Raw genomic sequence first — 15,781 nt, 5'->3', positions numbered from 1 at the left:
CGTTCGCCTCAAACCTCATCGAGCCGCCCTTTCAACGCGATCATCGCACGATAGGCTCGCCGCAGATCACTTTCGACGGTGCTGAGGCTCACGCCCATCTCGTCCGCGATCGCACGTTGCGCGACCCCGTCGATCCGGTGGCGGCGAAACACCGCCGCGGCGCGTTCACCGACCGCCTCCAGCGCGCGCGCCGCCATCCGCGCCTCTTCGCGCGCGATCAGCACGCGCTCACCCGATGGCGCATCGGACTGGCCCGCGACCGTGGCGCCGACCGCGTCGCTCCAGTCATTGTCGCGTCGGGCGGCCTGCCGGACCGCGCGATGACGGTCGAGCATGAGATTGTGCGCCGCGCGATACAGATAGGCCAGCGGCGCGGCGATCGGCCCGCCGCGCGGCGTTCGCACGCGGATCCAGAGCTCGTGCAAAAGGTCTTCCGCCGCATCCCCCGCGCCATGCGCCGACAGAAAGCGGAGCAGCGTATCGCGGTTGGCGAGGAAGACGGCCTCCAGACCCTGCGTGTCCATCCGTCGCCTATACCGTAAGAGAAAACGTCACGACCATCGCGGGTGCTCGCCGCAGACGGCGCGCGTCAGCCCCTCACGGATGCGCGCGTCGCGGCCGCGGTGTTGCCTCAGCCTGCAACGTCGACCGGATGCGTCGCGATGATCGTCGGACGCGCGGCGGCGAGATCGCGCGAGGCCACGCCCAGTGCCTTGAAATGGTCGGACGCCATGTGCGCCTGAACCGCGGCATCGTCGACATACAGCTCGTTGAACACGAAGCGCCGGTCGCCATCGGCCTCGCGCCACAGATCGTAGTGGAGCACCCCCGGTTCATTCCGCGACGCCGCGGCGCAGATGCGGGCGGCGTCGATGAACGCCTCCTCATGGCCGGGCTTGACGGAAACGAACGCAATGACCTTCACGGGCATATCGACCTCCTGGGCGTGATTTCGCCACAGCCTGTGCGCGCCCGGCGGATGGCGCGCAACCCCGCCAAAGGGTCAGACGCCCAGTTCCGCCATCGTCACGACCCGGTGCTCGCGCGCGCTGATCTCCGCCGCGGTACCGATCGCGACCGCGCGCAAGCCGTCTTCCGCGGTGACCTGTACCGGTCCCTCGCCGCGCACGGCGGCGGCAAAAGCGGCGTGCTGATAATAGGTTGCGCCTTCGTGCGAGCCCGCGGCCCGGGCCGCCGGATCGACCGAGACATGGCTGCGCTCGACCGCCTTGGGGTTGAGAAATCCGACCCGTGGCGAATAGACGAGCTCGCCTGCAGGAATTAGCACGTCAAGCCGCGCCGCATCGCCCGTCGCCGACATCTCCTCCTGATTCTCCGCACCATCGGCGAACATGCTGAGATCGAGCATCGCCCGCACGCCGTTCGCGAAATCGACCGTCGTATAGCTGTTGTCGATGATGTCCGGGCGCTCGCCGTCATAAAGTTCGTCGAGATGGTTCACGTCCATCGCGCCCGAGCAATGGACTCGCACCGCTTCCGACCCGACGATCAGCCGCATCAGATCGAAGAAGTGACAGCATTTCTCCACCATCGTCCCGCCGGTGTTCCGGGCAAACCGGTTCCAGTCGCCGACCTTGGGCAGGAAGGGAAAGCGGTGCTCGCGGATCGAGAGCATCTGCAGCCGGCCGACCCGGCCCGCCTGGACCTGCTCGATAAAGGCGGCTGCAGGCGGCATGAAACGATACTCCATACCGGTCCAGAACGGCTTGGCGTGTGCGGCGGCACGCTCGACGATCCACCGCGCATCGTCGATCGTCGTCGCCAGCGGTTTCTCGCACAGGATCGCGGCGTCCATCGCGAATAGCTGCTCGAGCACATCGCGGTGGGTGTTGTTCGGCGACGCGATGACGATCGCATCGACATCGGCGCGCTTCGCAAACGACTCGACCGAGTCGAACCGCGCGACGCCATCGGCCTGGTCGCCGAGCGCCTCGGTCGCCCAGTCGATCGAGGTCGCGACCGGATCCGCGATCGCGACTACCTCCGCACCGGGGAGGATCGCCAGGTTGCGAATGTGTTCGACGCCCATCATGCCCGTTCCGACGACACCGTATCTGATCGTGGCTACCAAGCTGTCTATCCCTATGCCATGAGCCGTCGGCATGACGACGATCCGCCTTTCCAACGACCTTCGCCCGCTCGGCAAGAGCGAAATCCTTGTTTCGCCGATAGCCTGGGGCATGTGGCGGCTGGCCGGAGAAACCGCGCCGGTCCACGCGATGATCGACGCGGCGCTGGGTGCGGGGATCAACTTCTTCGACACCGCCGACATCTATGGCTGCGACGTCCCGGCGGGCTTCGGCTCGGCAGAGGCGCTGTTCGGGCGCGCGCTGGCCGAGGACCGCAGCCTGCGCGCAAAGATGGTGATCGCGACCAAGGCGGGCATCCGTCCCGGCATCCCGTATAATTCCAGTGCAGAGTATCTGGCCGACGCCCTCGACGCGTCGCTGACGCGGATGGCGATCAAGCAGGTCGACCTGTACCAGATCCACCGCCGCGATTTTATGACCCATCCGCAGGAGGTCGCCGAGGCGCTGACGCGCATGGTCGACGCAGGCAAGGTGCGCAGCATCGGCGTCTCGAACTACAGCGTCCACGAATTCGCCGCGTTGCAGGCGTTTCTCGGCCAGCCGATCGTCAGCACCCAGCCCGAGTTTTCGCCGCTCCAGACCGCGCCCCTGTTCGATGGCACGCTCGATCAGGCGATGACGCACGACGTCGCGGTGATGGCGTGGTCGCCGCTTGGCGGGGGCCGGCTGGCGCAGGGCGATCATCCGGCGGCGAAGCTGCTTGCCGAGCAAGGCGCGCGCTACGGCGTCGACGCCGCGACCGCGACGCTGGCTTGGATCATGGCGCATCCGGCGCGGATCATCCCGATCGTCGGCTCGCAGACCCCCGCGCGGATCGCAGCCTCGGCCGATGCGTACAAGGTCGCGTGGACCCGCAGCGAATGGTATGCGGTGCTGCAGGCCGGCATGGGTGTCTCGCTGCCATGATCGATCCGTCGGCAAGCCTACCGCCCTGCGAGATCAGCTGGTTTTCCGCGCTGTGCGACGATGATTACGAGTTTCTCGGCGTCCCCGACCCCGCGCTGAAATCGAGCTGGGAGCATTGCCGCGACATCGTGATGCAGGCCGAGACGGCGGGATACGACAACATCCTGCTGCCTTCGGGCTATACGCTTGGCATCGACACGACCGCGTTCGCCGCGGGCATCGCACCGATGCTCAAGAGATTGCGACTGCTGATGGCGGTACGGATCGGCGAAAGCTGGCCGCCGCAGCTCGCCCGCCAGATCGCGACGATCGACCAGATGCTTGGCGGTCGGTTGGCGATCAACATCATCTCCAGCGACCTGCCCGGCGAGACGCTCGCAAGCGCGCCACGCTACGCCCGCACGGTCGAGGCGATGCACATCCTGCGCACGCTGCTCGACGGCAAGCCGCTCGACCATGACGGCGACTTCTGGAAACTGAAGCTCGACCCTCCGCGGACGACTACCGTGTCAGGGCGCTGTCCCGCGCTTTATTTCGGTGGTCTGTCGGAGGCGGCGCGGGAGGCCGCGGCGACCAATGCCGACGTCTATCTGATGTGGCCCGACACGATGGACGGCGTCCGTGCGATCATCGCCGACCTGCGCGCTCGCGCCGCACGCCATGGCCGCGCGCTGCGCTTCGGCTACCGTGTCCATGTCGTCGTCCGCGAGACCGAGGCGGAAGCCCGCGCCGCGGCCGATCGTCTGCTGTCCAAGCTCGACGATGCCGAAGGTCAGGCAATCCGCGCGCGTTCGCTCGATTCGCAGTCCGCCGGCGTCCGTCGCCAGGCCGAACTGCGCGAGGGATCCGACGATGGCTATGCCGAGGCCAATCTGTGGACCGGGATCGGCCGCGCACGGTCGGGATGCGGGGCCGCGATCGTCGGCGATCCGGACCAGGTGCTCGCCAAGCTCAACGCCTACCGGGCCGAAGGGATCGATGCGTTCATCCTGTCGGGCTATCCGCACGCCGCCGAGGCCGACCTGTTCGCCCGCCACGTGCTGCCGCGGATCGAGCATGGTCCCCTGGTCGTCTAGGACGCAGGCCTGCCCGCTGAGACCGACTGAAATCAAATAACCGACGCGGACAAGAGAAACTGGCTCGCATCCATCGTCCTCTTGTCCATGCTCGCCCGCTATGACTTTGCCCATCAAGACCGTCGCGCAACTCAGCGCCCGTGGCCGCACATTGCTGTTCGCGCTGGTCGTCACCGCCGGCATCCTCAACCTCGTCGACCGCCAGATCATCGCCGTGCTCAAGCCGACGATCGCCGCCGATCTCGGCTGGAGCGACGATGATTACGGGACGCTCGCCGCCTGGTTCCAGGGCGGCGCGGCGTTCGCGTTCCTGTTCACTGGCTGGATCGTCGACAAGCTCGGGGTGAAATGGGCGAACCCGATCGGCGTCGCGGCGTGGAGCATCGCCGCGATGGCGCATGGCTGGGCGCGATCGATGACCGAGTTCGTGATGATCCGCGTGAGCCTGGGCGCGACCGAGGCGATGGGCACGCCGACCGGGATCAAGACGATCGCGTCGGTGCTGCCCAAGAACTGGCGGTCGAGCGGGTTCGGCGCGACCAATGCTGCCAACAGCATCGGCGCGATCCTGGCGCCGCTGGCGATACCGGGGGTCGCTCTGCTCGTCGGCTGGCGGGGGACGTTCGTTGTCGCAGGTGCGCTCGGGCTAGCCTGGGCGGCGGTCTGGCTGATCGCGACCCGTCGCCTGCGCTTCACCTCGCAGCCCGTGGGCGCCGCAGATGCCGCGGCACCGGTCGGCGAATACGGCCCGATCCTGCGCAACCGCCAGACCTGGGCGATCGCGGTCGCCAAGATCCTGTCCGACGCGACCTGGTGGCTGATGCTCTTCTGGTTGCCCGACTTCTTCCACCGCCAATATGGGCTGAGCGGGGTCGCGCTCGGTGTCCCGCTGGCCATCGCCTATGGCGGCGCGGCGGTCGGCTCGCTGCTCGGCGGCGGCGTGGCGACCCGGTTGCTGAGTTTGGGATACAGCGTCAACGCGGTCCGCAAGGGCATCCTGCTCGCCGCCGCGCTCTGCGTCCTGCCCGTTCCACTCGTGCTTTACGTCGGCAGCTATCCCGTCACGATCGCGCTGATGGCGCTGACGCTCGCCGCGCACCAGGCGTTCTCGACCAACCTGTTCGCGCTGATCGCCGACGTCGTCCCGCAGGACAAGCTCGGCCGGGTCACCGCGTTCGGCTCGTTCAGCGGCAATGTCGGTGGTATGGTGATCGCCAAGGTCGCCGGCCTCGTCCTGACCGCCGGGCTCGGCTACCTGCCGCTGTTCCTGTTCGCCAGCGTCTCCTATCTGCTTGCGGTCGGCTGGATTCAGCTGCTGCTGCCGCGGTTGCGCCCGGTCGAGGGGCACTAAAGCTGATACGATGCGCCTGCATCCAGATCTATATACCCATCGGCTGAATGGGATTTAAAAGACGACATCATCTTCGGGAGGGATATCATGATCGATCCACGCCATGTGGCGCTGCTGGCCGGCACCGCGCTTGTGACCCTGGCCACGCCGGCATTCGCTCAGGACACGGCCCCGGCGCCGGCAGTCGCGACGCCCAAGGCGGCGACGCCTGCCGCCGACACCGGCGAAGACGTCGTCGTCACCGCGCGCTTTCGCAACGAAAGCCTTCAGTCCGTACCGATCGCGATCACCGCCGTCAGCGGACAGTCGCTTGCCGAACGCCAGTTGAACACCGTCGAGAACATCGCCGCGACGATCCCCGCGGTCGGCTTTCGAAGCGGTGCGTCGAACAAGGACCGGACGATCTTCATTCGCGGCGTCGGCACGATCACCACCTCGCCGGGCGTCGAGCCGTCGGTGTCGACCGTGCTCGACGGCGTCGTCCTCACCCGCCCCGGCCAGTCGACGCTCGACCTGGGCGAGGTCGAGCGGATCGAGGTCCTGCGTGGGCCACAGGGTACGTTGTTCGGCAAGAACGCGTCGGCGGGCGTCGTCAACATCGTCACCCGCAATCCGACCGACGAATTCCGGATGTTCGGCGAAGCCGGCGTCACGTCGGACGAGGAATACCGGATCAAGGCCGGCATCTCGGGCGCGATCGTGCCCGGCAAGGTCCAGGCGCTGATCGGCGGCCTTTACGACGACTTCAAGGGCAATGTCCGCAACGTTACCCGCAACGACGACGTCAACGGCTATCGGCGCTACGGTGCGCGCGGCAAGCTGGTGATCACGCCGTCGGACGCGCTGAAGTTCACAATCATCGGCGACTATCTCAATTCGCACGATACCACCCCGACCAGCGTCTATGCCAGCACCAGCCGGACCGCCTACCCCACCGGCACCGTCACCAATTCGCCCGACCTGGCTGCCGCGCTTGCGGCAAGCGGCATCCGTGCGAACGCCAGTAACCGCCGCACGAACAACGATACGATCACCGACGTCCGCGACGAGAATTACGGCGGCTCGTTCACGGGCGACCTCACCCTCGGCGACTATCACCTCACCTCGATCACCGGTTGGCGGCAGTGGCTAAACACGCAACGTCAGGATTATGACAGCGTCGCCGCGCTTTCGACCGCCTTCCCGTCCGGCCAGGACACGGGGCGGGTGAACACCAAGCAGTTCTCGGAGGAGCTGCGGCTCACATCGCCCAAGGGCGGGCTGATCGATTACGTGCTCGGCGCCTATTATCTCCACGCCACCACCGACGAGACCTATCAGCGGACGCTGACGTCGCTCACCGCTGGTGGTACGCGCAGCACGACGACGGGCGTCGCGAACTACGGCATCACCAACGACAATTTCGCGCTGTTCGGCGAGGCCAACGTCAATTTCACCAAGCGCTTCCGTGGTATCGCGGGCTATCGTTCGACCTGGGACAGCCTGGATTTCTACCATGTCCGCACGTCGAGCGCGGATCCCCTCAATACCGGCGCAGCGGCGCTCGATCGCCCCGGCGTGCGCGCCTATCACAATGCCAGCGACGGGCTCGATCGGCGTGGCGACAGCTACCGGCTCGGTCTCCAATATGATCTCGGCGATCATGCGCAGACCTATTTCACCTATTCGCGCGGCTACAAGGGGCCCGCGTATAACGTGTATTTCAACATGCGGTCGCTTAACGCCACGACGCCGCTCGACGAGGTCCCGCTGAGCCCGGAGACGTCGAACTCCTATGAAGTCGGGTTGAAGGGCAGCACCGCGGACCGCGCGCTGAGCTACAGCCTGGCTGCATTCACGACGAACTTCGACGGGTATCAGGCCAGCTTCAACGACGTCGTCGCAGGCGCGCAGGTCAGCCGCCTGATCAACGCCGGCTCGGTGCGGTCGCGCGGTGCGGAGGCGGACGTGACGCTGCGCCCGACCAAGGGGCTGACGCTCGACATCTCGGCCGCCTATACCGACGCAACGGTGCGCAATTTCCTCTGCCCGCCCGGCGCGCCGACGAGCTGCAACATCGACGGCCAGCCGCTTCCCTATGCACCCAAGATCAAGCTCTATGAGAATGCGGCGTACCGCTTCGGGCTCAGCGACAGCCTAGCACTCGAACTGCAGAGCGACGTGACGTTCAGCAGCAAGGTGCAATATGCGCTGGCGCAGACGCCGAGCACCGTGCAGCCCGCCTATGCGATCTGGAATGCGAGCGTCGCCCTGCTCAGCGACCAGTCGGGCTGGCAGTTGCGCGCCTATGTGAAGAACCTGACGAACACCTCCTATTCGTCGTTCCTCACCGCAGGGACGTTCGCAGGGACGGTCCGGTTCGTCCCGCGTGACGACCAGCGCTACGCCGGGCTGCTGCTGCGCAAGGACTTCTGACCGCCGCTGGCCGCGGCGGACCGGTTGGACGCGCGGTTCATCCGATCAGCCGCGCGGCGGCCTTGCGCGCGGTTGCACCATAGGGGGGCTTCAGGCCAGCCAGTTTGGCGACGTCGAACCGCGCCTGCCGGAAGACCGCGCGGGCATGGCTGAACGTACGGAACCCGTCTGCGCCGTGATAGGCGCCCATGCCCGACGGGCCGATGCCGCCGAACGGCAGATCCTCCATCGAGACATGGAGGATCACGTCGTCGAGGCTGACGCCGCCCGACACGGTTCGATCGAGCAACCGGCGACGCTCGCCCGCATCGCTGCCGAAGTGATAAAGGGCAAGCGGCCGGTCGCGCCGGTTGATCTGGCCGATCGCGTCGTCGATATCGTCATAACGACGGATCGGCAGGACCGGGCCGAAGATCTCCTCCTGCATCACGATCATGTCATCGGTCGCGTCGCGGACGATGTGGAGCGGCATCTTGCGCGTGTTCGCACCGCTGAGGTCCTCGCCCGCCGGATTGACGATCTCGACCCGCGCGCCCTTGGTTCGGGCATCGTCGAGCCAGTCGTTCAACCGCGCCATGTGACGGTCGCTGACCAGCGACGTATAGTCCGGGTTGTCGAGCAATGTCGGATACATCGCGCTCGCCGCTGCGGTCAGCCCGGCCACCACCGCAGGCTCGTCCGCGTCGCGGACCAGCATGTAATCGGGCGCGAGACAGATCTGGCCGGCATTCAGCATCTTGCCAAGCGCCACCCGCTCCGTCGCGCGTGCGATATCCGTCCCGTCACCGATCACCACTGGCGACTTGCCGCCCAGCTCCAATGTCACGGGGACGAGATTGTCAGCGGCAGCGTGGAGGATATGGCGCCCGATCCCTGTCGCGCCGGTGAAGAGCAGATGGTCGAACGGCAGGCTGGCGAACGCCTTGCCGACCTCCGGCCCGCCACCGACAAAGGCGAGCTCGTCCGCCGCGAAATACCGCCCGACGAGCTCCTCGAACAGCGCACCCGTGACCGGGGTATATTCGCTGGTCTTGACGATCGCGCGGTTGCCGGCCGCGAAGATGCCCGCAAGCGGCGCCATGATGAGGTTGACCGGGAAATTCCACGGCGCGATCACCCCGACCACGCCCTTGGGCTGATATTCGACCCAGGCCTTCGCGCCGAGCAGCCCTAGCGGAAACTGCACCGCGCGCCGCTCCGGTTTCGCCCAGCGGTCGAGATGCTTGATCGCATGGGTGATCGGCGCAATCGATCCGGCGATGTCGGTGATCATCGACTGCTCGCGGCTCCGGTGACCGAAATCCTCCGACAGTGCATCGCAGAACCGTGTGGCGGACTCGCGGATCATCGCCGCGGCCCGTTTCAGTCGGTCCTTACGGACCGACAGCGGCTCGGGCATCGCCGCCATCGACGCCGCCCGCTGCGCCGCCAGGATCGCCATCATGTCGGTCATCACCATCTCCCATCCGGCGCACCCGCCCGGCCCGGTTCCAATATTAGCGTCATGCCGCCTGCGCCTGCCGCTTCGCAAGCGGGTTGCATACCGCCCATGCAACATCGACGAGATGATAGAGCGGCTCACCCCCCTTCCTGAAATGGGGTCCGCGCGAACTGGCGCTCGCGGGCGGTTATTCCAAACGTGCCGGAGGCTTGGCGGGACTTGTCGGCGCAATCTATGTGTCGGCGGATGACGCATATGAAAGAGAACAACCGCGCGGCGCCCACGCCGCCTCGCCATCCGGCCGCGCGTGCAGCCGGTCTCGCGCTCAGTGTGGTGGCCGGTCTTGCGCTGTTTGCCAGGCTAGCGGCGAACCGCGTGGAACGCCGCGTGCCCGCCGACGGCAGGTTCATCGATATCGACGGGCGACGCGTGCATTACCTCGAACGTGGAACGGGCCCGGCGATCGTGATGATCCACGGGCTTGGCGGGCAGATGCGCAACTTCGGCTATGCGTTGCTCGACCGACTGAGTGCGGATCACCGCGTGATCCTGATCGACCGCCCGGGCTCGGGCTATTCGGCGCCGATCGCGCAGGCCAATATCCGTGCACAAGCCGCGCATGTCGCGGCGTTCATTACCGCGATGGGGCTCGACCGGCCGCTCGTCGTCGGCCACTCGGTGGGCGGCTCGATCGCGCTCGCGCTGGCGCTCGATCATCCGCGGCAGGTTGGCGGGCTCGCGCTGATCGCACCCCTGACCCAGCCACTCGCCACCGTGCCGCAGATCGTCGCAACGCGCGCCATCGCTACGCGAGCGATGCGCAGCGCGCTGGCATGGACGGTCGCCACGCCCGCGGCGTTGCTCGCGCGACCCAGCGGCGCGCGCATGGTCTTCGCACCCGATCCGGTACCCGACGATTTCGCGACACGCGGCGGCGGCGCGCTGATCGGTCGTCCATCGGCCTTTGCCGGAGCGGCGGCAGATCTCGCAGCGGCAAATGCCGATCTGCCCGCGATGGTCGACCGCTATCCTTCGCTGTCTGTCCCGACCGCGATCCTGTTCGGACGCGACGACGCTGTGCTCGATCCGCTGGCCCACGGCCAGGGTCTCGCCAACGCCTGTCCCGCCGCAGCGCTCACGCTGGTCGCAGGCGGCCACATGATCCCCGTGACACGACCCGATGACGTGGTCGCATGGCTTTCCACGCTGAGAAAGCCCGGCGCTCCCGTCTGAGGCCCTCGCAGACCGTCAGCTGCGATACCGGGCCTCTACGAGGTCGAGTTCACGGACCAGCTTGCGGATCGTCGCACTGCCGATCCGGCGATCGCGCGCGAGATCGACGATCGTGCTGCGTTCCGCCTGGAGCGCGACGAGCTTGAAGTCCCGCTCGATCCGGTCCTGCACACGCGCGGCCGCGGACGCCTTGGCAGAACCGCTGCGGCTGTCGATCCGGTCGCGATAGATGTCCATCACCCGGCCGCCCGCCGCCGCATAGAAATCGCCGTCGCCCATCCGTTCGGCCAGCTCATGCTGCGACCGCTCGACCGCGCGGATCGCCGCTTCCGCCGCCGCGACCCGCGCCGCGTCCTCTTCCGCGAGCAGCGACGGCTCGGGCGGCATCGTCAGGCCGTTGAGGAGGATCGGCAAGCCGACGCTCGCCAGCACCAGCGACACGATGATCACCCCAGCGGCCAGGAATATGGCGAGGTCGCGCGCCGGAAACGCGGTGCCGTCGTCGAGCACGAGCGGAATCGTCAGGACGCCCGCCAGCGTGATCGCCCCGCGGACACCCGCCAGCGACATCGCCGCGACCACCCGCCAGTCCGGGCTGTGAACGGTCACCCCGTCGCGATAGCGTCGGCGCAGCAGTGTCAGCCGCAACGACACCCAGACCCAGACGAACCGCAGGGCGGCGAGTCCGGCGACGATCGCGAGGACATAAGCGGCAAGCCAGCCGGTGCTGTCATGCCCCGTCATCTTGACCGTCGTCCTGGCACCCGCAAGGATCGCCGGCAGCTGTTCGCCGAGCAGCACGAAGATGATGCCGTTGAGCGCGAACTGGATCGTGTCCCACACCGAGTTGCGCCGCATCCGTGTATTGGGCAGCGCCTGACGCGATATCTCGGCATAGGTCATCGTCACGCCCGCCGCGACGGCCGCGAGGATCCCCGACGCGTGAAGATGTTCGGCGAGGAGATAGGAACCGAACGGGATCAGCAGGCTGACAAGGATCTGCGACCCCGATTCTTCGCCGAACCGCCGCGATACCCAGGCTTTGGCGCGCGTGACCGCGAGCGTCAGGCCGACGCCCACGACGATCCCTGCGCCGGCCACCCAGACGAAGTTGATTGCGGCGGAGGACGGCGAGAACGATCCGGTCAGCGCCGCGGCGATCGCGAAGCGCAGACAGACGAGGCCCGACGCATCGTTCAGCAGCGATTCCCCTTCAAGGATGTGCATCATCCGCTTCGGGATCGGCACGCGTGCGGCGATCGCCGAGACCGCGATCGGGTCGGTCGGCGAGACGACCGCGGCCAGCGCGAACGCGACGGCAAGCGGCATCGCCGGGATCATCCAGTGAATGAACAGCCCCATGCCGATCACCGTGATCAGGACCAGCCCCAGCGCCAGTTCGACCACGGTCGAAATGTCCTTGAGCAGCTCGTCTTTGGGGATCCGCCAGCCATCGAGGAACAACAACGGTGGCAGGAACAGCAGCAGGAAGAGTTCGGGATCGAGCGCGACCCGGTACGACGTCGACATACCGATGACCGCACCGAGCATGATCTGCACCAGAGGCGTCGGCACCGGCACGGGGAGCATTCGCGAAATGGACCCGCTCAGGACTACCGCGAGCAGGAGGAACAGAACGATCGATACAGCTTCCAAAAGATACTCCCGCTTGGCGTCAGGTCCTTCCTAACCGGCACACGCCACAAACGACACCCCCTTGGACCGAACGATCGTCAGTCGACCGTCACGAGGCCGGCGGCAAAGGCGATCCGAAGCGCCTCGGACAGGCTGCGCACGCCGAGCTTGTCCATCAGATTGGCGCGGTAGATCTCGACGGTCCGCGGGCTGAGGCTCAGCGCATGCGCGATCACCTTGTTCGGCTGGCCGTCGATCAGTCCCATCAGCACGTCGGTCTCGCGCATCGAGAGCCGCGCGATCCGCTGACGCGCCGCCTGGGTCCGGTCCGCCGCCGCGGTTTCGGTTTCGAGCCGCGCAAAACCTTCATCGACCGTGCGCAGCAGGATGTGCGGATCGCACGGCTTTTCCAGAAACTCGAGTGCGCCCGCCTTCATCGCCTCGACCGCGAGCTGCACGTCGCCCTGCCCGGTCAGGATGATCGGCGCAAAATGCGGTGCGAACGGCACGAGCTTTCGCAACACCTCGAGCCCGGTGGTTCCGGGCATATGATGGTCGAGCAGCACGATACCCGGGTCGAGGCTGCTGAGCTCGGCCAGAAACGCATCCCCGGAGCGAAAGCCGCGGATCAGCAGGTTCGGACGGGTCGACAGCAGCCCCTGCACCGATGCACGGACGGCGTCGTCATCGTCGACGACATAGACGGTACGCATCCAGACATCCTTTCACGGCTTATTCCAAACAGACATGCGGCACGGTGAAGCGAAAGCAGGCGCCACCGCCCGGGGCATTGAAGCCGACCAGCTCCCCGCCATGCGCTTCGACGATCCGGCGGCAGATCGACAGGCCGAAGCCCATGCCCCCCTCCCCCTTCGATGACGTGAAGGGCGTGAACATCCGCGACAGGATCGCATCGGGCAAGCCGGGACCATTGTCGCAGATGCTGATCTCGACGAGCGCCGCTTTGTTCAACCGCGCCTCGATGAGGACGCCGCGCGCGCCGTCGGGCGATGTCGCCAACGCCTCGAACGCGTTGCGGAGCAGGTTGACGACCACCTGCTGCACCTGGATCCGATCCGCGAGCATGAAGTCGGCGTCGGGGGACAGCGCGAAGCTCAGCTCGATATCGGCATGCTGTCCGCCGGACGTCAGCAACGTGACGGCCTCACGCAGTGTCGCCTCCACGGGCTCGATCCGCATCTCGGACTCGCGCTTGGCGATGAACTCGCGAAGCCGGTGGATGATGTCGCCTGCCCGCAGGGCCTGCGCGTTCGCCGATATTAACGTGGCCTTGAGCCGGTCGCCATCCATGCCGGCGCCGCTGTCGAGGAGCAATTCGGCGGTCGTGACGAAGTTCGCGATCGCAGCGAGCGGCTGGTTGAGTTCATGCGCGAGCGCCGCAGCCATTTCGCCGACCGCGTTCAACCGGATGACCTGCATCAATTCCCGCCGGACGAGGCTCAGCCGCTCTTCCGCGGCGATCCGTTCCGAAATGTCACGGACGAACCCCGTCAGCACGCGTTCGCCGTCGACCAGCGCTTCGCCGACATGCAGCTCTACCGGGAAGCTGCTTCCGTCCGCGCGCCGCGCGGTGGTGAGCCGGCCATGACCAACGCCACGCCGATCGCCCGAGGCCGGATAACGCCGTAAATACCCCTGCTGCCACGCCTCGCGCTCGCCCGGGATCAGGGTCTGCACGTTCAATCCGATCGCCTCGGCGGCGCTATAGCCGAAGATGAGTTCGGCGGCGGCGCTGAAGGAGCGGATGGCGCCGGCCTCGTCGATCACGATCATCGCGTCGGGCACGGTTTCGAGGATCGACCGCAGCTGCGCCTCGCGCACGCGAAGCGCCGCCTCGCGCTCCTCGTGCCGCGTTATGTCCAGCGTGATTCCCGTGGTCCGGACCATCGCGCCTGCCTGATCGTAGAAGCAGCGCGCAGAGCCTTCGAGGAAACGCTGCGTGCCGTTGGGCAGTCTCAATCGATAGGTGAAACTGATGCGCGGTGCGCGCATGCCGACGGTTTCGGCGATCGTGCGCTCGACCTCCGCCAGGTCGTCCGGGTCGATCAACGCCGCCCAGCTCGGATAATCGTGCAGGCTTCCCGCGGGCAGCCCCAGACGCTGCTCGGACCCTGCGGTCCAGGTCAGCGCCCCCGTTGCGATTTCCCATTCGAAGACCCCGATCTCGTGCGCACTGCTGGCGAGCGCGAGACGCTCCTCGCTCTTGCGCAGCGCGGCCTCGATCTCGAGCCGGGTGCTGATATCGGTCATCGACAGGACGAGGGCCGGCGCACGGGCCAGCTTCTCGACCCTGCGCGCCTGCTCGATCACGTGCACCGCGCTGCCGTCGCGTCGGCGCTCGATCAGTTCACGCTCGCCATCGGCATGCGGGCAGCCCGTCGCCAAGCTGCCGTCGGCGGTGCGCGACGCGAGCAGTACATGCTTCTGCCTGCCGAGCGCCTCGTGCGCACGCCACCCGTATAATTCCTCGCACCCGCGCGACCAGTGGATGATCCGGTCATCGGTATCGACCAGCGCCATCGGTGCGGCGTTCAATGCCTCGGTCAGCTCGGACAACGCGGCGCGATGCCGCGCTGCGCTCCGCACCGTCCAGGTGACGAGCGCGCTGACCACCACGAAATTCAGCGTGACGGTCAGCAGTTCGCCCCAGACCGCAGACACCCCGGCAAGCTCGATGCTCGCCATTTCCACGAGCGGCGCTAGCACCGGTACGACCAGCAGCAGCGGCAGAACAAGTCGCAACATGTGCCATTCGGGCGACCAGGCACCGGGCTCGTCCAGAATATCACTTCGCCAGGCAAGTACCGCCAGGGCCAGCAGCATCGCGCCGATCGCGGATGGCAGGGACGTCGACGACAGATGCCACCCGGTCGCATGCAGGGCCGGGAGCATCGGGATCAACAATAAGGCTGTGCTTGCAGTCACCAAACTGCCGCCTGCGAGTGCCGCCGCCAGCCGTCCATAGGAGCGGGTATTTGCCGCGGCTGCGCCGATCGCGACGGGCAATGCGACGAGTATGAGATCGGCGACAATGCCCGGCCCCGTCATCGCGCGATCAAAGGCTGTCCGGACATCGTCCGCAAACAGCCACCCATCGATTCCATGGCTCCCGGCCGGCAGGACCAGTTGGACGAACAGGCGCTCAAGACCAATGGCGATCGGCACGGCGAGCAGCGGCATGGCCCGGCGACTGGAATGTCCGCGTGACAATATCAGGGTCGCCGCCGCCATGCAGGCAAAGGCAATGCAGCCGAACGGCGGCATTGGCTCGACCAAACCGAACGTCGTCAGCACGGGAATCCGCAGCATCCACCCGATCATCGGGACCGTCGCACACACAAAGACAGCCGCGATGCACAACCCGGCCACAGTACGGCCCGGCTGGCTCATTGTCGAAACGGAATCGTCTTGCGTTGAAGTCTCCATGCTATCCGGCAAGTATATGCCAATACTGTATTATTACCTAGCTTATTGGCAAATATATTGACCCATAATGATGGCCAGTTCCACCATTATGGTCAGCTGTGAAAATGCGTCCATCCCGCGACTTCGGAACGACGGGGCGACCCGTCCAAAGATAGGCCGGCGCGCC

General features: G+C 66.5%; 13 protein-coding genes. 6 read left to right on the top strand and 7 right to left on the bottom strand.

Translation table 11 applies throughout. From position 1 onward, the window contains the following. Positions 1–8 precede the first annotated feature (8 nt). The 3 genes from SOM18_RS00320 to SOM18_RS00310 form a co-directional block, all read right to left on the bottom strand. Positions 9–524, bottom strand: coding sequence for an RNA polymerase sigma factor (locus tag SOM18_RS00320; RefSeq protein ID WP_031440388.1), 516 nt, complete (start codon positions 522–524; stop codon positions 9–11). Between the two features lie 107 nt (positions 525–631). After that, complete coding sequence (locus SOM18_RS00315) at positions 632–931, bottom strand: putative quinol monooxygenase (RefSeq protein WP_031394383.1); 300 nt, start codon at positions 929–931, stop codon at positions 632–634. Between the two features lie 72 nt (positions 932–1,003). Then, entirely contained in the window at positions 1,004–2,092 is a 1,089-nt protein-coding gene (locus SOM18_RS00310) for a Gfo/Idh/MocA family oxidoreductase (protein ID WP_320481136.1), read from the bottom strand. Between the two features lie 31 nt (positions 2,093–2,123). Between SOM18_RS00310 and SOM18_RS00305 the strand changes: the two genes are divergently transcribed. From SOM18_RS00305 to SOM18_RS00290, 4 genes are all read left to right on the top strand, one after another. Then, positions 2,124–3,017 carry an aldo/keto reductase gene (locus SOM18_RS00305; RefSeq protein ID WP_320481135.1) on the top strand — a complete coding sequence of 298 codons (894 nt, stop codon included), beginning with the start codon at positions 2,124–2,126 and terminating at the stop codon, positions 3,015–3,017. Then, complete coding sequence (locus tag SOM18_RS00300; protein WP_031440391.1) at positions 3,014–4,093, top strand: LLM class flavin-dependent oxidoreductase; 1,080 nt, start codon at positions 3,014–3,016, stop codon at positions 4,091–4,093. The genes SOM18_RS00305 and SOM18_RS00300 overlap by 4 nt, the downstream gene beginning before the upstream one ends. A gap of 100 nt (positions 4,094–4,193) precedes the next feature. Further along, the gene (locus SOM18_RS00295) at positions 4,194–5,444 is read left to right on the top strand and encodes an MFS transporter (RefSeq protein ID WP_042466990.1); all 1,251 of its coding nucleotides are present in this window, start codon (positions 4,194–4,196) and stop codon (positions 5,442–5,444) included. A gap of 87 nt (positions 5,445–5,531) precedes the next feature. Next, a complete protein-coding gene (locus tag SOM18_RS00290) occupies positions 5,532–7,859 on the top strand; it encodes a TonB-dependent receptor (RefSeq protein ID WP_081874245.1) in 2,328 nt (775 codons plus the stop codon). A 37-nt stretch (positions 7,860–7,896) separates the two neighbouring features. On the opposite strand, the gene SOM18_RS00285 is transcribed toward SOM18_RS00290, so the two are convergent. Beyond that, the gene (locus SOM18_RS00285) at positions 7,897–9,303 is read right to left on the bottom strand and encodes a coniferyl aldehyde dehydrogenase (protein ID WP_414712096.1); all 1,407 of its coding nucleotides are present in this window, start codon (positions 9,301–9,303) and stop codon (positions 7,897–7,899) included. A 252-nt stretch (positions 9,304–9,555) separates the two neighbouring features. On the opposite strand from SOM18_RS00285, the gene SOM18_RS00280 reads away from it, so the two are divergent. Continuing rightward, complete coding sequence (locus tag SOM18_RS00280) at positions 9,556–10,533, top strand: alpha/beta fold hydrolase (RefSeq protein ID WP_320481134.1); 978 nt, start codon at positions 9,556–9,558, stop codon at positions 10,531–10,533. 15 nt (positions 10,534–10,548) lie between these two features. Here SOM18_RS00280 and SOM18_RS00275 read toward each other — a convergent pair whose 3' ends face one another. From SOM18_RS00275 to SOM18_RS00265, 3 genes are all read right to left on the bottom strand, one after another. Then, positions 10,549–12,189, bottom strand: coding sequence for a Na+/H+ antiporter (locus SOM18_RS00275; RefSeq protein ID WP_192008583.1), 1,641 nt, complete (start codon positions 12,187–12,189; stop codon positions 10,549–10,551). A 77-nt stretch (positions 12,190–12,266) separates the two neighbouring features. After that, positions 12,267–12,881: a response regulator transcription factor gene (locus SOM18_RS00270; RefSeq protein ID WP_031440397.1), complete on the bottom strand. Its 615-nt coding sequence runs from the start codon at positions 12,879–12,881 to the stop codon at positions 12,267–12,269. A gap of 19 nt (positions 12,882–12,900) precedes the next feature. Further along, entirely contained in the window at positions 12,901–15,369 is a 2,469-nt protein-coding gene (locus SOM18_RS00265; RefSeq protein ID WP_235188347.1) for a PAS domain S-box protein, read from the bottom strand. Here SOM18_RS00265 and SOM18_RS00260 point away from each other — a divergent pair. After that, positions 15,341–15,676 carry a hypothetical protein gene (locus tag SOM18_RS00260; RefSeq protein ID WP_320481133.1) on the top strand — a complete coding sequence of 112 codons (336 nt, stop codon included), beginning with the start codon at positions 15,341–15,343 and terminating at the stop codon, positions 15,674–15,676. The two genes, SOM18_RS00265 and SOM18_RS00260, sit on opposite strands and share 29 nt — an antisense overlap. The last annotated feature ends 105 nt before the right edge of the window (positions 15,677–15,781 follow it).

This window comes from Sphingomonas sp. CFBP9019 (genome assembly GCF_034045155.1).
Lineage (GTDB): Bacteria > Pseudomonadota > Alphaproteobacteria > Sphingomonadales > Sphingomonadaceae > Sphingomonas > Sphingomonas aerolata.
This window is presented reverse-complemented; position numbering and strand designations above follow the sequence as displayed.